This window comes from Variovorax sp. Soil_C_17 (assembly GCF_057657265.1).
The window spans coordinates 537,995-553,947 of record NZ_JBDGIT010000001.1; the positions used below are offsets into that span (position 1 = coordinate 537,995).

A 15,953-nucleotide genomic window follows, 5' to 3' on the forward strand; every position below is an offset into this window, starting at 1 on the left:
AGACGGAGCCCCTCATGAAAGTCGCAGCCATCCAGATGGTCTCGGCCATCGCACGCGAAGCCAACCTCGCCCGCGCCCATGCCTTGCTGGGCGAAGCCGCCGCCGGCGGCGCCGAGCTGGCCGTGCTGCCCGAGTATTTCTGCATGATGGGTGCGCGCGACACCGACAAGCTGGGGCTGCGCGAGACTGCCGGCACCGGCACGGTGCAGGGCTTCCTGGCCGACGCCGCGCGCGAGTTCGGCATTTGGATCGTGGGCGGCACGCTGCCGCTGGAGACCGGCGACGAGACCCGCGTCTTCAACAGCTCCCTGGCCTATTCGCCCGACGGCGAGCAGGTGGCGCGCTACGACAAGATCCACCTCTTCTTCTACGACAACGGCCGCGAGCGCTACGACGAGCGCCGCGTCATCGCGCCCGGCACCGAGCCCGTCTGCTTCGACCTGCCCTCGCGCGACGGGCATCGCTGGCGCATCGGCATGAGCGTGTGCTACGACCTGCGCTTTCCCGAGCTCTACCGGGCGCTGGCCCGGCAGGGCGCCGAGCTGCTGCTGGTGCCCAGCGCCTTCACCCACACCACCGGCTCGGCGCACTGGGAGGTGCTCTTGCGGGCCCGCGCCATCGAAAACCTCTGCTGGGTGGTCGCGCCCGCCCAGGGCGGCACCCACGAGAACCGGCGCCAGACCTGGGGCCAGTCGATGGTCGTGAACCCCTGGGGCGAGGTGGTGGCGCAGCGTGCCGTCGACGAGGGCGTGGTGAGCTTCGATCTCGACGCCCGGCAGATCGAGCGCGCGCGCACCCAGCTGCCGGCGCTTTCGCATCGCGTGCTCTGAAACACCTTCCGAAGCCGGTGTCCTCGACCACCCTGCCCATCGCAAGAACGCTCCGGGGGGCCGTGGCCGGCCTGCGCTCGCTGCGCAGGCTGCATTCGCTGTGGCAGCGCTGGTTCCTGTGGGTGATCCTGGCCGTGCTGGTGATCGCGCTCCTGGCCACCGTGGTGTGGCTGGCCGGCCGCCACGAGGTCGAGCAGGTGCAGACCGCGCTCGACCGCGACACCGCCGATGCCGTGTCCGACCTGCGCAGCGGCCTGCAGCGCAATGCCCAGAGCCTGCGCGCCTCGCTGGCCAACGGCATGAACCGCGAGCGCTGGCCCATGGAGGCCGCGGCGCTGCTGCGCGAGCATCGCGAATGGCTGCGCCTCGAATGGCGCGACGCCGCGCTGCGCCCGCTGGCCACCGCCGACACGCCCTATCGCCAGCGCGTTTTCGACGACAGGAACCGCGGCCCCGACCAGTCCGACGTCGCGCTGGCCTGCGCCGCGGCGCGCAAGGCCGGCGCATCGGCCTACTCGCCGAGCCACTATGTCCCCCTGGTGCCCAGCGGCGGCCTGGAGGTGATGGAGCTGTGCCTGCCGGTGGACGGCGGCGGCTACCTGGTGGCGGTCTATTCGCTGCGCGACACGCTGATCGAGCTGGTCGCGCCCACCCTCACGCGCGGCCAGGAAGTCGCCTTCACCGAGGCCGACGGCACGCGCCTGGTGGCCGTCGGCGCGGCCCGCCGCGTCGGCACGCGCGTCTTCACCGCGCAGCAGCTGGTCGACCTGCCCGGCACCGCGCTGATGCTGCGCGTGGACGGCTGGCGTGCCGCACCCGACCTCTTCCCCAACCTGCTGACCGCACTGGTCACGGCGATCTCGATCGCGCTGGTGTCGGTGCTGGTGCTGCTCGCGCGCGACACGCGAAGGCGCCTGCGCGCCGAGCACGACCTGGCCGACGCGCTGGCCTTCCGCAAGGCGATGGAGGATTCGGTCATCACCGGCCTGCGCGCGCGCGACCTGCAGGGCCGCATCACCTACGTGAACCCCGCCTTCTGCGAGATGGTGGGCTTCAGCGCCGAGGAGCTGATGAACCATGTCGGCGACGTGCCCTACTGGCCGACCGAGCTGGCGCAGGAATACCGCCAGCGCCAGGCCTTGCGCATGGCCGGCGGCGTGCCGCCGCGCGAGGGCTTCGAATCGGTCTTCATGCACAAGGACGGCCGCCGCTTCCCGGTGCTGATCTTCGAGGCGCCGCTCATCAACGCGCAGCGTGCGCAGACGGGCTGGATGAGCGCCTTCATCGACATCAGCGAGCAGCGTCGCATCGAGGAGCTGTCGCGCGCCAGCCAGGAGCGGCTGCAGGCCAGCGCGAGGCTCGCGACCGTGGGCGAGATGGCCTCCCTGCTGAGCCATGAGCTGACCCAGCCCCTGGCCGCCATCGCGAGCTACGCCAGCGGCTCGCTCAACCTGCTGCGCGGTGCCTCCGGCGGCGAGCACGGCGATCATGGCGAGGTCGCGATGGCCGTGCGCCGCATCGCCGAGCAGGCCGACCGTGCGGGCCAGGTGATCCGCAGCGTGCACGACTTCGTGCGCCGCCGCGACCGCATCCGCGAGGCCGTGGCGCCGCACACCCTGATCGACGCCGTGCTGCCGCTGGTGCGCCTGCAGGCGCGCAAGCTCGGGGTGCGGGTCGACGTGCACTACGAGGAGCGCCTGCCGCGCGTGCTGTGCGACCGCACGCTGGTCGAGCAGGTCCTGTTGAACCTGGCGCGCAACGCCATGCAGGCCATGGACCTGCCGGAGCTGAGCGAGCGCGTGCTGCACATGCGCGTGGCGCGCGCCCGCGCCGTCGGCGAAAGCGATGCCTCCGACAAGGCCGACGTGCGCCGCTGGGTCGAGTTCTCCGTGGCCGACCGCGGCGCCGGCATCAGCGAGGAGGTGGCGGCGCGGCTCTTCACGCCCTTCTTCACCACGCGGCCCGACGGCATGGGCCTGGGCTTGAGCCTGTGCCGCACGGTGGTCGAGCAGCATGGCGGCGCGCTGGTGTTCGAGCCGCAGCGGCCGCGCGGCACGGTCTTCCGATTCACGCTCCCTGCGGCATGAAACTGTCTTCGAGCTTCTACTTGCGATGCAACCCTTGATCGATGCCCTGATCTTCATCGTCGACGACGATGCGAGCGTGCGCGAGGCGCTGGCCTGGCTGCTGCGTTCGCGGCGGCTGGTGAGCGAGCAATACGCGAGCGCGGAGGACTTCGAGCTGCGCCTGGCCGAGGGCCCGCTGGCCGATCAGCCGCACTGTCTGCTGCTGGACGTGCGCATGCCCGGCATGAGCGGGCTGGCGCTGTTCGACCGGCTGGCGGAGCGCGGCCTGCTCGACGTGCTGCCGGTGATCTTCCTGACCGGCCACGCCGACGTGCCCACCGCCGTCGATGCGGTGAAGCGCGGCGCCTTCGATTTCTGCGAGAAGCCCTTCTCCGACAACGCGCTGGTCGACCGCATCGAGCAGGCACTCGGCGGCTCGCTGCGCGCGGTGGAGGCGCAGCGCGCACGGCGCCTGCTGCTGCGCCGCGTCGAAGAGCTGACGGAGCGCGAGCGGGAGGTGATGCGGCGCGTGGTCGAGGGCCTGCCCAACAAGCTGATCGCCGATCAGCTCTCGATCAGCGTGCGGACGGTGGAGGTGCACCGGGCGCGGGTGTTCGAGAAGATGGAGGTGAAGTCGGCAGTGGAGTTGGCGAATCTGCTGCGGGTCGTCTGACGAACGGCGCGCCGGCCTGCCCTCCGCGAACGCTTCCGTGGATGAGCGCTGGACTTGCCGCGGAACCGAACCCGTGATGCCGGTTACACACGCTGGTGCGCCAAAAAATCGCCTTCTTGAAGGCGTGCGACAGCGTGCAATCAACCATTCATCAATGCATCGTCAAGGGAGAACGACCAATGACCCCCACCAGTAGTCCGCCCCGCACGCCACCAGGATCTCCGCGGATCACGCCCCAAGTGCCAGCCAACACCCGTCGCATGTCGAAGGTGCTGGCTCATTCGATGGGCTTACCTGGCAGTCCCACATTGGTGATGCTCATGACAGGGGGACCCAGCCACATGGCGGACACCCTGATCAGAGAGTGGCAAGAGAGCGCCATGGCCAAGGAGTGCAGTTTCTGCGCAATCGAGGTGAGCGAAGCGGCCAAGTCCGACAACGAACTACCTCGACTGCTGAGTGCGCATGCGCCGCAAGGCGCACATCTGTACATCGTGAAGCGCGACTCGAACGTTTCCGAAGACGAAATCCAACAGTTGCAGGACGTCCTGGACAGCCTGCAGATCCAGCCCGCACGGAGCGAGCCCTTGAATGCCGATGACTCGAGCACCTGGGCCTTTCCTGTCCTGGCCGAAGTGAAGCTTGAAGAGCGCGTCGAGTCGGCGGACCGAGATCGGTCGCTCGAAGGAGTGCGCGCGAAACAGACGCCTGAAGACAAAGAAGAAGTCCTTGAGCTGAAGGCCAGGTATGCAGGGCTTCGAGCGGCGCAGGATGCAGTAAGAAAATTGCTGGAGCAGAAGCAGTTGCAGTCTTTCGAGCAGCATACGCACATCCAAGACGCCCTGCTCAAGCGGTCGCGGGACATCGGCGCTGGAATCGAAGAAAAGGCGCCCTCCTTGTCGAAGACCATCGTCGATGCATTCAATCGACTCCAGTTCTCGGAGAATTGGCAAAAGCTCGCGGGCACACCGGGCGCAAAGGCCGTTTCGCGGACGATGCAGAGTCTCTACGCACGTCTGGATGATGAAACGAAGAGCTATCTCGAAAGCTTTCTGGAAACCCTTTTCGACGACATGCGCGAACAGCAGGTCTTGGTGTCGGTGCTGAATGCTGCGGCCCAAGTGCCTGCCGGTGCTGGCGACGTCATCGCGGTTTCGAGGATGTGCATGGCCTACATGGAACACCAGGTCGCCTCAGGCGCACTGGACGCCCAACCCCTGGTCGCGCTTGGCTATGCCCGTTGCGTGCAACGGTTCGCCCTGCTGGAGAACATTTACCAGAGCGAGCTGGCAGCGGTGCAAAACTTGGAAAAGTCCAACCCGCCGCTCGCGAACGATCTTTGCATGGCTTTCGAAGCGGCCTTGTTAGCTGTGTTGCGTGATGCCGGCGAGCGGGGGCCGCATCTGCAGGAGGACTTGATGCCTGAAGTCGTCGACACCATCCACAACGCGTGGCAAGCGATGAAGCAACGCGGCAACGAGGACTTCAAGAATTTCCTGGCTCAGCCGCCTTGGAGGGAATTCATCAGTCGCAGCTGGGCCGGGTTGAAGGGAAACGAAAAGTAGGACGGGCCTCATTGCAAGGGGTGCGCTTCGCCTGAAGCGATGCCAAGCCCCTTGCGTCGATGCTTAGCTCACCCCTGCGGCCGCTCACCCACATAGATCTCCACCCTTCGGTTCTGCGCCCGCCCCGCATCGCTGCCGTTGTCTGCAACCGGCTCGCGCGAGCCGCGCCCCTCGATGCGGAAGGCCTGCTGCGGCACGCCGCGTGAGATGAGGTAGTCGCGCGTGCTGGCCGCACGGTCCACCGACAGCGGGTTGTTGATCGCGTCGGTGCCGGTGCTGTCGGTGTGCCCGATGATGCGCACCTCCGCATTCGGGTTGTTGCGCAGGCCGTTGGCGAACTGGTTGAGGATGGGCACGAAGTTCGGCTTGATGGTGGAGCGGCCGGTGTCGAAGGAAACGTCGCTCGGGATCGCGAGCTTGAGCTCGTTGTTGGGGGTCTGCGTGACGGCGACGCCGGTGCCCTGGGTGGCGGCCTGCATCTCGCGCTTCTGCGCTTCCATGCGCTGCGACCACAGATAGCCGCCGAGCGCCCCCGCAGCCGCACCCACGGCGGCGCCGGTGCCGATGGCCTTGCTGTCGCCGCCGGTTGCGGAGCCGATCACGGCGCCGCCGAGGGCCCCGATCCCGGCACCGATGCCGGTCTGGCGTTGCGTGTCGCTCATGCCGGCACAGCCCGACAGGACAATGACAGCGGCGGTGGTGGCGAGGACGAACTTCTTCATGCAATCTCCTTGTTGAATCAGCGACTTGCGATTATCTGGACCCGCCCGCCGGCGGCTCGTCGGACGGAGGCGCTTTTTCGTCCTCGTCCTCGTCATGCAGTTCGCCGCCCTTGCGGCCCGAAAACATCGTCCACCACACGATCAGCACCAGCACGATTCCGGCGCCCAGCGCTTCGAGCAAAATCAAACCCATGAAAAGAGGACTCCAGTGGTGGGTGTCGCGCGCGACACTGGTCGGGCTTGCGATCGTAGCAACGCTGTCCGGCTGTTCCGTCGGCACCCTGCAGCCCGAGGCACCGGGAGCGACCGCGCCCTCGAGCGCGCCGCCCGCGCGCGAGCCGGGCCCGCTGACCGGCTCGCTCAACCATCCGAAGAGCCGCTGGGTGCCGGTGCCCTGGTCGGAGCTGCCCGGCTTCGAGGACGACGCGCTGCACGAGGGCTGGAGCGCGATGATCACCAACTGTGCGCGTCCCAACACCGCCTTTGCGCCGCTGTGCCGCGAGGTGCGCCAGCTGGCGCTGGCCGAGACCGAGGAGCAGCGCCAGTGGTTGCGCGAGCGGCTGCAGCCCTATCGCGTGGAATCGCCGGCGGGCCCGGTCGAGGGCAAGCTCACCAGCTACTACGAGCCGGTGTTCGAGGCTTCGCGCCGGCCCACCGCACAGCACACCGTGCCGCTCTACCAGGCGCCCGCGGGCCTGGTGGCGCGCCGCCCCTGGTTCACGCGCCAGGAGATCGATACCCTGCCCCAGGCCCAGGCCGCCCTGCGCGGGCGCGAGATCGCCTGGCTGGCCGACCCCATCGACGTGCTGATGCTGCACATCCAGGGCTCGGGCCGGCTGCGCATCACCGAGCCCGACGGCTCGCAGCGCACCGTGCGGGTCGCCTTCTCGGCCACCAACGAGCAGCCCTACCGCAGCGTCCAGCAGTGGCTGCAGAGCCAGGGCGCGACCAAGGTCAGCCTGTGGCCCGACGACACCAAGCAATGGGTGGCGCAGAACCCGCAGCGCCTGTCGCAGCTGCTGTGGAGCAACCCGCGCTATGTCTTCTTCCGCGAGGAGCCTCTGGCGGACATCGACGCCGGCACCGGCCCGATCGGCGCGCAGGGCGTGCCGCTCACGGCGGGCCGCTCGATCGCAGTCGACCGCGAGAGCATTCCCTACGGCACGCCGGTGTGGCTGGCCTCGCCGGGGCCGGCCGTGCCGCTGGCGCGGCTGGTGGTGGCGCAGGACACCGGCAGCGCGATCGTCGGCGCGGTGCGTGCCGACTACTTCGCCGGCACCGGTGCCGAGGCGGGGCGGCTGGCGGCGCGCATGAATCAGCCACTTCGCCTGTGGGTGTTGTGGCCGAAATGACTTGGTGAAGCGGCATGATTCCTGCCTAAGCTTCAATACAGGCAGGGAGCGTCATGAACCTTCACACCTTCTCGATCATCTTCGCCGGCGTGCTGCTGAACTCGGCCGCACAGTTGATGCTCAAGGCCGGCGCCAGGACGCTCGGCACCGTCGCGATGGGCAGCAGCGCTTCGCTGACGGCTGCTGCCTGGAACGCGGCCACGCAGCCCTGGATCGTTCTGGGGCTCGTGTGCTATTTCGTCAGCGCCGGGCTGTGGATCCTCGCGTTGACGCGGGTGGACGTGACCGTCGCCTATCCCATGCTGTCCATGGGCTACGTCATCGCCGCCCTGCTCGCATGGCAGTTCTTCGGCGAGTCGCTGAACGCCACGCGCGTGATGGGCATCGCGATCATCCTGGTCGGCGTGGTCGTCTTGAGCCGTGGGTGACGCCATGCGCCCGCTCTACGTGGACCTGGACGGCACGCTGATCGCCACCGACTCGCTGCACGAATCGCTGCTGCAGCTGGTGCGCGCCTCGCCGGCGTCGCTGCTCGCGCTGCCCGTGTGGCTGCTGCGCGGCAAGGCCGCGCTCAAGCAGGAAGTGGCGCAGCGCACCGCCATCGACGTGCAGACGCTCCCCTACCGGCCCGAAGTGCTCGAACTGGTGCGCAGCGCCCGCGCCGCCGGCCGGCGCACCGTGCTGGCGACGGCCACCGACGGCCAGGTGGCGCGCGCCGTGGCCGCGCACCTGGGCCTGTTCGACGCGGTGCTCGCTTCCGACGGCGAGCACAACCTGCGCGGCGCGGGCAAGCACGCCGCCATCGAGGCCGATGCCGGCGGCCGGGGCTTCAGCTATGCCGGCAATGACCACGTGGACCTCGCGGTCTGGCGCGAGGCCGACGCCGCGGTGGTGGTCAGCCGCTCCGAGGCGCTGGCGCGCCGCGTCGCCGGGTTGACCGCGGTCGAGGCACGGATCGTGCCGCCGCGCACCCCGCTCAAGCGCTACCTGTACGGGATGCGGCTGCACCAGTGGCTCAAGAACGTGCTGGTCTTCCTGCCGCTGATGCCGGTGCTGCACGAGCTCACGCAGCCGATCCTGCTGCATGCCGTGCTGGCCTTCCTGGCCTTCGGCTTGATGGCCTCGGGCATCTACGTGCTCAACGACCTGCTCGACCTGGAGTCGGACCGGCGCCACCACCGCAAGCGCCTGCGGCCCTTCGCAGCGGGCGAGATCACCGCACGCGAGGGGCTGGTCATGGCAGGCTTGCTGTGCGCGGCCTCGCTGGTGCTGTCCATCGCGCTGCTGCCCGACGAATTCGTGGGCGTGCTGCTGCTCTACATGGCCTTGACCAGCGCCTATTCGCTGACCCTCAAGCGCCGCGCGGTGGTCGACGTGTTCGCGCTGGCGGGCCTCTACACCATCCGCGTGGCGGCCGGCACCGCGGCGACCGGGCTGCCGCTGTCCTTCTGGATTCTCTCTTTCTCGATGTTCATCTTCCTGAGCCTGGCACTGGCCAAGCGCTACGTGGAGCTGAACGGCCCGGCGCCCGAGGTGCAGCGCATGAAGCGCGACCGCGGCTACCACCCGGTGGACACCCCCTTCGTGCTGTGCACCGGCATCGCGGCCGGCCAGATGGCGGTCCTGCTGCTCGGCCTCTACCTGCACGACCAGGAGGTCCTGGCGCGCTATGACAACCCCGAGTACCTGTGGGTGCTGATTCCGCTGTTCCTGTTCTGGACCATGCGCGTGTGGCTCAAGGCCATCCGCGGCGCGCTGCACGACGATCCGGTGGTCTTCGCTGCGCGCGACTGGGTCAGCCGCTGGGCAGTGGGCATCGCGGCGCTCGCGCTGTGGATGGCGGGCTAGTGCCCGGACGCGCGCTCGCCTGGGATGCGTTCGCCGCGGCGCTGCTCGCGCTGGCGGCCGTGCTGCTGCTGACGACGCTCGCGCGCCAGCTGCCGCCGGAGCTGTTCGCCCGCGACAGCGGCCTCGACGCCTGGTTCCAGTCCGACACTCCGCGCGTGCTGGCCAACATGGTCGATGCGCAGAGCAACCACTACCGCACCAAGGTCCACCCGATTGCCTCGATCCTCATCCATCCGATGGTGACGGGCCTGCGCGCGCTCTGGCCCGGCAGCGACCTTCAGGCCGCCATGCGCTTCGCGTACCTGGTGGCGGCGCTGTGGGTGATGTGCTTCTACGCCCTGTGCCGCCTGCTCGGCAACGGCCGCCTGGTGGCGACGTGCTTTTCGCTGCTGGCCATCGGCAGCGCCGCCTTTCAGTTCTGGTTCTCGGTGCCCGAGACCTATGCCCTCGGCTCGCTGACCCTGTTGTGGGTGCTGCTGGTCGCGGCGCTCGCGGTGCACCGGCCGGTGGGCGATGGGCTGCTGCTCGCCGCCAGCATCGCCAGCCTCGCCATCACGGTCACCAACTGGGTGGCAGGGCTGGCGCTGGCCGTGGTGAAGCGGCCCTGGCGGCGCGCGCTGGCGATCAGCGCGGCGGCCTTCATCGTCGTCGCCGTCGTTTCGGTGGCGCAGCGCTTTCTCTACCGCTTCGCCAAATTGTTCTTCCTCGGCAGCCGCGAGGAGGCCGACTACATGAACCTGGAGCGCGCCGGCACCGTGCTGAACAAGCTGGCCGCCATGTTCTGGCACCCGCTCAGCATGCCCGAGGTGCTGAGCGTGCCCTCCGTTGCGCCCAAGCTCGACTGGCTCACGGTGCAGCTGAGCACCCCGGCCTCGGGCGGCTGGATCGGCGGCTTGGCTCTCTTCCTGTGGAGCCTGCTGCTCGCGGCCGGTGTGGTGGGCCTGCTGCGCACCCCGCGATGGCGCAGCTTCGCCGCGGTGCTCGGGCTCACCCTGGCCGCGCAGGTGGCGCTGCACCTGGTCTATGGGGACGAGACCTTTCTCTATGCCGCGCATTTCCTGCCGCTGCTGATGGCCGTCGCAGCCTTCGCCACGCGCGCTCTGCCGCCCACGGTGGCCGCGGCGATGGCCCTGCTGGCGGCCGGCCTCGCGGCCTTCCAGAACGCCGCGATGTACGAGGCCGCGGCCGGCCTGCTGCAGCAAGCGCGCTGAGCGGTTCGGGCCGCGCCGTCCTTGCGGCGCGGCCTTGTCAGGAATCCGACCCAGGTCTGACTTCCTGGCGTCATATGGAACTTTTAGCGTACCGGGGTTTTTCAACCACCGTGCCCCACTGAAAGATTCGCGCATGACCGCCAAGACACGCCATGAAGTCGCCGCCATCGACCCCGACGACATCGGCCACAACAACAGCTCCAACCCTTCCTTCAACGACCTGATTGCTTCGCGCCTGAGCCGACGCCACCTGTTCGGCCTGGGCGTCGGCACCGCCGGCACCGCCCTGCTGCAGGCCTGCGGTGGCGGCGGCAGCGGCGGTTTCCCGGTGCTGCCGGCCGCGCCGGCCCCTGCCCCGGCGCCCGCTCCCGCCCCCGCGCCTGCGCCGGCCCCCGCCGCGCCCAAGCTCGGCTTCACCGCGGTCTCCAAGAGCCTGGCCGACGTGGTCACCGTCCCGGCGGGCTACACCGCCACCGTGCTGTACCGCCTCGGCGACCCGATCGCGGCCGGCGTGCCGGCCTACGCGAACGACGGCACCGACGCCGCCGCCACCTTCGACCGCCGTGCCGGCGACCACCATGACGGCATGACCTTCTTCGGCATGGACGCTTCGGACAAGTGGAGCGCGAGCGCCGCCGCGCGGGGCCTGCTGGCGATGAACCACGAAGCCATCACGCCGCTCTTCCTGCACCCCACCGGCCAGACCACCACCGGCACCGGCAATGCGCAGGTGCGCACCGTGACGGACGAAGTGCTGCGCGAGTTCTACCTGCACGGCGTGAGCGTGATCGAGGTCAACAAGGGCACCAGCGGCTGGAGCTACAAGCAGGACTCCCCCTTCAACCGCCGCGTCCACACGCTGACCGAGATGAGCTTCTCCGGCCCGGCCGCCGGCACCGGCTACCTGGCGACCAAGTTCTCCACCGACGGCAGCAAGACCCGCGGCACGCTCAACAACTGCGCCAACGGCACCACGCCCTGGGGCACCTACCTGACCTGCGAGGAGAACTGGGCGGGCTACTTCCGCCGCATCGCCGCCACCGACAACCTGAACCGCACCGCCAGGGAAATCGCCAGCTTCAACCGCTACGGCGTGGCCGGCACCGGGCGCGAGCTGTGGGCCACCGTCACGCCCGACACCGCCGACAACCTCTACGGCCGCTGGAACGCGCAGGTCACCGGCGCCACTGCGGCGGACGACTATCGCAACGGCGCCAACACCTACGGCTGGGTGGTGGAGATCGACCCCTTCAGGCCCGGCAGCACGCCGAAGAAGCGCACCGCCCTCGGGCGCATGGGCCACGAAGGCGCCTGCCTCGGGCCGGTGGTGGCCGGCAAGCCGCTCGTCTGGTACATGGGCGACGATTCGCGCAACGAGTACATCTACAAGTTCGTGTCGACCAAGAACTGGGACGCGGCCGATGCCAACGGCGGCCTGGCCGCCGGCGACAAGTACATGGACGACGGCCGGCTCTACGTCGCGAAGTTCAATGCCGACGGCACCGGCGCCTGGCTGGAGCTCAAGTTCGGCGTCAACGGCATCACGGCGAGCAACCCGGCCTACGCCTTCGCCGACGCAGCCGACGTGGTGATCAACGCGCGCCTCGCGGCCGATGCCGCCGGCGCCACCAAGATGGACCGACCCGAGTGGGCGTCCGTCAATCCGAAGACGGGCGAGGTGTACATCACGCTCACCAACACCAACGCCGCCTCGCGCCCGATCACGGCCACCGACGCCGCCAACCCGCGCTTCTACAACGACCCCAAGGGCGCTGCCGCCACCCCGCAGACCGGCAACCCCAATGGTCACATCGTTCGCTTTGCGGACGACAACGCCGACCCGGCGGCCCTGAGCTTCAAGTGGGACGTGTACCTGTTCGGCGCCCGCGCCGGCGCAGCGGCCGACATCAACCTCTCGGGCCTGGTCGCCGACAACGACTTCTCCAGCCCCGACGGCCTGTGGTTCAGCGAGGCCACCGGAGGCCTGCTCTGGCTGCAGACCGACGACGGCGCCTACACCGACGTGACCAACTGCATGATGCTGGCCGCCCTGCCCGGCAAGCTCGGCGACGGCGCGGCGAAGACCATCACCAACGTCGACGGCGCGACCACGCGGCAGCAGGCCACCTTCGTGGGCAAGGCGCCGGGCACGGACGGCCTGCGCCGCTTCCTGGTGGGACCGAAGGACTGCGAGATCACCGGCATCGCCGAATCGGGCGACGGCCGCGCGCTGTTCGTCAACATCCAGCATCCGGGCGAGACCACGCCGGTGGCGAACATCGGCAACCCGGCGCTGTTCGGCAGCCACTGGCCGGAGGGCGGCAATGCCCGCCCGCGCTCGGCCACCATCGTGATCACCAAGGACGACGGCGGGCTCGTCGGCTTGTAAGCGCCTTCAAGGCGGCGCCGCCGGCAAGGGCAGCGCCGTCTTGTAGCGCACCTGCTTGAGCGCAAAGCTCGAGCGGATCTTCTCGATGCCCGCAATGGGCGTCAGCTGCTCGAGGATGAACTTCTCGAGCGCCGCGATGTCGGCCACGGCGACCCGGATCAGGTAGTCGCTGTCGCCGGTCATCAGGTAGCACTCCATCACCTCGTCGTGCTCGGCGATGCGCTGCTCGAAGTCGGCCAGCGACTGCTTGCTCTGCGTGCGCAGGCTGATCGAGATGAACACGTTGAGCCCCAGGCCCAGCGCGGCCGCATTGGCCAGCGCCACGTAGCGCTGGATCACGCCCGCCGCCTCCAGCGCCTTCACCCGCGCCAGGCAGGGCGAGGGCGACAGGTGGACGCGCCGCGCAAGCGCCACGTTGGAGAGCGCGCCGTCGCGCTGCAGTTCGTCGAGGATGCGCAGGTCGATCGCGTCCAGTTGCATGAAATGCCTTGAAATACCTCAATCGCCGCATCTTATGCCGCGACATGAGGATGGATGCTGCTCGAACGGCAGCTCATTCCATGAATCACGGCCTAAAGTGCGGCTCATGAACGCTCCGATTCCCGCCGACCCATTGCGCGCCCTGCTCGACGTCCCTCTGGACGACGCCGACCCGGCCGAGACTGCCGAATGGCGCGAGTCCTTTGCCGCGCTGGCCGAGACGCACGGCCCCGAGCGCGCGCGCTGGATGCTGGACGAGCTGGCACGCATCGCGCGTGCACGGCACATCGCCTGGCAGCCCGAGCTGGCCACGCCCTATGTCAACACGATCGCCGCCGAGGCGCAGCCGCCCTTCCCCGGCGATCTGGCGATCGAGGAGCGCCTGGCCTCGCTGATGCGCTGGAACGCGCTCGCGATGGTGGTGCGCGCCAACAAGGCCTACGGCGAGCTGGGCGGCCATATCGCCAGCTATGCCAGCGCGGCGGATCTGTTCGAGACGGGCTTCAACCACTTCTTCCACGCGAGGACCGATGGGCATCGCGGCGACCTCGTGTTCTTCCAGCCGCACAGTGCGCCGGGCGTCTACGCGCGTGCCTTTCTGGAAGGACGCCTCTGCGCAGAGGACCTCCAGCACTACCGGCAGGAACTCACGGCACCGGCCTTCCAAAGCGGCAGCGGCGCGCGCGGTCTCTCCAGCTATCCGCACCCGTACCTGATGCCGGACTTCTGGCAGTTCCCCACCGGCTCGATGGGCATCGGTCCCATCAGCTCGATCTACCACGCGCGCTTCATGCGCTACCTCACGCACCGCAACCTGCTCGACTGCGAAGGACGCAAGGTGTGGGGCGTGTTCGGCGATGGCGAGATGGACGAGCCCGAATCGATGAGCGCACTGACCCTGGCCGCGCGCGAGCGCCTGGACAACCTGGTGTGGGTGGTCAACTGCAACCTGCAGCGCCTCGATGGTCCGGTGCGCGGCAATGGCCGCATCATCGACGAGCTGGAAAAGCTCTTCGCCGGCGCCGGCTGGAACGTGATCAAGCTGGTCTGGGGCAGCGACTGGGACGGCCTGTTCGCGCGCGACACCGAAGGCGCGCTGATGCGCGCCTTCGCCAACACGGTGGACGGCCAGATGCAGACCTTCGCCGCCAAAGACGGCCGCTACAACCGCGACACCTTCTTCGGCCAGAACGAGGCGCTCGCGCGGCTGGTGCAGGGCCTGACCGACGAGCAGATCGACCGCCTCAAGCGCGGCGGCCATGACCTGGTGAAGATCCACGCCGCCTACGCCGCAGCCGCCGCGCACCGCGGCCAGCCGACCGTGATCCTGGCCCATACCAAGAAAGGCTACGGCATGGGGCAAGCGGGCCAGGGCAAGATGACCACGCACTCGCAGAAGAAGCTGGACGAGCACGACCTGATCGAGTTTCGCAACCGCTTCGCACTGCCGCTGTCCGACGAGCAGGCCGCGCAGGCCGCCTTCTACAAGCCGGCCGAGGACAGCCCCGAGATGCGCTACCTGAAGGACAGGCGCGCCGCGCTCGGCGGCAGCATGCCGCGGCGCGAGACCGCGTGCGCCCCGGTCGCCAAGCCCGGCATCGCCGCCTACGCCCAGTTCGCCGTGGCTGCCGCCGGCAAGGAGATGAGCACCACCATGGCCTTCGTGCGCATGCTGGGCAACCTCATGAAGGACACGGCGCTGGGCCCGCGCATCGTGCCCATCGTGGCCGACGAGGCGCGCACCTTCGGCATGGCCAATCTCTTCAAGCAGGTGGGCATCTATTCGAGCGTGGGCCAGCGCTATGCGCCGGAGGACATCGGCTCGGTCCTCTCGTACCGCGAGGCGACCGACGGCCAGATCCTGGAAGAGGGCATCAGCGAGGCCGGCGCCATCGCGAGCTGGACGGCCGCGGCCACCAGCTACAGCGTGCACGGGCTCGCGATGCTGCCCTTCTACATCTACTACTCGATGTTCGGCTTCCAGCGCGTGGGCGACCAGATCTGGGCCGCGGCCGACCAGCGCCCGCGCGGCTTTCTGCTGGGCGCCACATCCGGGCGCACCACGCTGGGCGGCGAGGGGCTGCAGCACCAGGACGGCACCAGCCACCTCGTCGCGGCCACCATTCCCAACTGCAAGGCCTACGACCCGGCCTTCGCGGGCGAGATGGCGGTGATCGTCGACGCGGGCATCCGCGAGATGATGGTCGAGCAGAAGGACGTTTTCTACTACGTCACGCTGATGAACGAGAACTACGCCCAACCCGACCTGCCGCCGGGCGTGGAGGCCGATGTGCTGCGCGGGTGCTATCGCTTCCAGGCGGCCGCCGGAGAGGGCCGAAGGGTCACGCTGCTGGGCTCGGGCGCGATCCTCACCGAAGTGCTCAAGGCCGCGCAGCAGCTGGCTGAAGAAGGCATCGCTGCCGAGGTCTTCAGCGTCACCAGCTGGAGCGAGCTGGCGCGCGACGGGCAGGCCTGCGAGGCGCGCGCGCTGGCGGGCGAGGCCGAACCGGGCCGGCCCTTCATCGCACAGCAGCTCGCGGGCGGCAGCGGCCCGGTCGTCGCCGCCACGGACTACGTGCGCGCCGTGCCCGAAAGCATCCGCGCCTTCCTGCCTGCGGAGCGGCGCTACCTCACGCTGGGCACCGACGGCTTCGGGCGCAGCGACACGCGTGCGGCGCTGCGGCGCTTCTTCGGCGTGGATGCCGCGAGCATCGTTCGGGCGGCGCGCCATGCGCTTGCGTGAGACGAGCGTTGCGCGTGCATCGAGGGCCTGGTGCCCTGACCCCATCAGGCGTCAGGCAATGCCCTGACGCTCGC

The 15,953-nt window shown here is 69.1% G+C and carries 13 protein-coding genes; 10 read left to right on the forward strand and 3 right to left on the reverse strand.

The annotated features are described in order from the left end of the window. Positions 1-14 precede the first annotated feature (14 nt). The 4 genes from AC3A6Y_RS02495 to AC3A6Y_RS02510 all read left to right on the forward strand — a co-directional run bounded on the left by AC3A6Y_RS02495 (position 15) and on the right by AC3A6Y_RS02510 (position 5,134). Entirely contained in the window at positions 15-830 is an 816-nt protein-coding gene (locus AC3A6Y_RS02495) for a carbon-nitrogen hydrolase family protein (RefSeq protein WP_487866646.1), read from the forward strand. A 32-nt stretch (positions 831-862) separates the two neighbouring features. Continuing rightward, positions 863-2,917 (forward strand): two-component system sensor histidine kinase NtrB, encoded by a 2,055-nt coding sequence (locus tag AC3A6Y_RS02500; protein WP_487867784.1) that lies wholly within the window; start codon positions 863-865, stop codon positions 2,915-2,917. A 25-nt stretch (positions 2,918-2,942) separates the two neighbouring features. Beyond that, positions 2,943-3,569, forward strand: coding sequence for a response regulator transcription factor (locus AC3A6Y_RS02505; protein WP_487866647.1), 627 nt, complete (start codon positions 2,943-2,945; stop codon positions 3,567-3,569). A 341-nt stretch (positions 3,570-3,910) separates the two neighbouring features. Continuing rightward, positions 3,911-5,134, forward strand: coding sequence for a hypothetical protein (locus AC3A6Y_RS02510; RefSeq protein ID WP_487866648.1), 1,224 nt, complete (start codon positions 3,911-3,913; stop codon positions 5,132-5,134). Between the two features lie 68 nt (positions 5,135-5,202). Here AC3A6Y_RS02510 and AC3A6Y_RS02515 read toward each other — a convergent pair whose 3' ends face one another. Then, complete coding sequence (locus tag AC3A6Y_RS02515; protein WP_487866649.1) at positions 5,203-5,856, reverse strand: YiaD family glycine zipper/OmpA-like lipoprotein; 654 nt, start codon at positions 5,854-5,856, stop codon at positions 5,203-5,205. 31 nt (positions 5,857-5,887) lie between these two features. Next, positions 5,888-6,049 carry a hypothetical protein gene (locus AC3A6Y_RS02520; RefSeq protein ID WP_487866650.1) on the reverse strand — a complete coding sequence of 54 codons (162 nt, stop codon included), beginning with the start codon at positions 6,047-6,049 and terminating at the stop codon, positions 5,888-5,890. Between AC3A6Y_RS02520 and mltA the strand changes: the two genes are divergently transcribed. The 5 genes from mltA (at position 6,048) to AC3A6Y_RS02545 (ending at position 12,656) form a co-directional block, all read left to right on the forward strand. Beyond that, a complete protein-coding gene (mltA, locus tag AC3A6Y_RS02525; protein ID WP_487866651.1) occupies positions 6,048-7,208 on the forward strand; it encodes a murein transglycosylase A in 1,161 nt (386 codons plus the stop codon). The two genes, AC3A6Y_RS02520 and mltA, sit on opposite strands and share 2 nt — an antisense overlap. A 53-nt stretch (positions 7,209-7,261) precedes the next feature. Then, the gene (locus AC3A6Y_RS02530; RefSeq protein ID WP_487866652.1) at positions 7,262-7,636 is read left to right on the forward strand and encodes a DMT family transporter; all 375 of its coding nucleotides are present in this window, start codon (positions 7,262-7,264) and stop codon (positions 7,634-7,636) included. Between the two features lie 4 nt (positions 7,637-7,640). Beyond that, positions 7,641-9,056, forward strand: a complete 1,416-nt coding sequence (locus AC3A6Y_RS02535) for a UbiA family prenyltransferase (RefSeq protein WP_487866653.1) — start codon at positions 7,641-7,643, stop codon at positions 9,054-9,056. Then, a complete protein-coding gene (locus AC3A6Y_RS02540) occupies positions 9,056-10,267 on the forward strand; it encodes a hypothetical protein (RefSeq protein ID WP_487866654.1) in 1,212 nt (403 codons plus the stop codon). The genes AC3A6Y_RS02535 and AC3A6Y_RS02540 overlap by 1 nt, the downstream gene beginning before the upstream one ends. A gap of 133 nt (positions 10,268-10,400) precedes the next feature. Continuing rightward, the gene (locus AC3A6Y_RS02545) at positions 10,401-12,656 is read left to right on the forward strand and encodes a PhoX family protein (RefSeq protein WP_487866655.1); all 2,256 of its coding nucleotides are present in this window, start codon (positions 10,401-10,403) and stop codon (positions 12,654-12,656) included. Between the two features lie 6 nt (positions 12,657-12,662). Here AC3A6Y_RS02545 and AC3A6Y_RS02550 read toward each other — a convergent pair whose 3' ends face one another. Beyond that, a complete protein-coding gene (locus AC3A6Y_RS02550) occupies positions 12,663-13,136 on the reverse strand; it encodes an Lrp/AsnC family transcriptional regulator (RefSeq protein ID WP_309959718.1) in 474 nt (157 codons plus the stop codon). A gap of 106 nt (positions 13,137-13,242) precedes the next feature. On the opposite strand from AC3A6Y_RS02550, the gene mdeB reads away from it, so the two are divergent. Then, entirely contained in the window at positions 13,243-15,879 is a 2,637-nt protein-coding gene (gene mdeB, locus AC3A6Y_RS02555) for an alpha-ketoglutarate dehydrogenase (RefSeq protein WP_487866656.1), read from the forward strand. Positions 15,880-15,953 lie beyond the last annotated feature (74 nt).

Coding starts and splice junctions, on each gene's coding strand:
- AC3A6Y_RS02535 (WP_487866653.1), top strand. CDS start 7,641: ATGCGCCCGCTCTACGTGGACCTGGACGGCACGCTGATCGCCACCGAC.
- AC3A6Y_RS02545 (WP_487866655.1), top strand. CDS start 10,401: ATGACCGCCAAGACACGCCATGAAGTCGCCGCCATCGACCCCGACGAC.
- AC3A6Y_RS02550 (WP_309959718.1), bottom strand. CDS start 13,136: ATGCAACTGGACGCGATCGACCTGCGCATCCTCGACGAACTGCAGCGC.
- mltA (WP_487866651.1), top strand. CDS start 6,048: ATGAAAAGAGGACTCCAGTGGTGGGTGTCGCGCGCGACACTGGTCGGG.
- AC3A6Y_RS02530 (WP_487866652.1), top strand. CDS start 7,262: ATGAACCTTCACACCTTCTCGATCATCTTCGCCGGCGTGCTGCTGAAC.
- AC3A6Y_RS02495 (WP_487866646.1), top strand. CDS start 15: ATGAAAGTCGCAGCCATCCAGATGGTCTCGGCCATCGCACGCGAAGCC.
- AC3A6Y_RS02520 (WP_487866650.1), bottom strand. CDS start 6,049: ATGGGTTTGATTTTGCTCGAAGCGCTGGGCGCCGGAATCGTGCTGGTG.
- AC3A6Y_RS02505 (WP_487866647.1), top strand. CDS start 2,943: ATGCAACCCTTGATCGATGCCCTGATCTTCATCGTCGACGACGATGCG.
- AC3A6Y_RS02515 (WP_487866649.1), bottom strand. CDS start 5,856: ATGAAGAAGTTCGTCCTCGCCACCACCGCCGCTGTCATTGTCCTGTCG.
- mdeB (WP_487866656.1), top strand. CDS start 13,243: ATGAACGCTCCGATTCCCGCCGACCCATTGCGCGCCCTGCTCGACGTC.
- AC3A6Y_RS02510 (WP_487866648.1), top strand. CDS start 3,911: ATGGCGGACACCCTGATCAGAGAGTGGCAAGAGAGCGCCATGGCCAAG.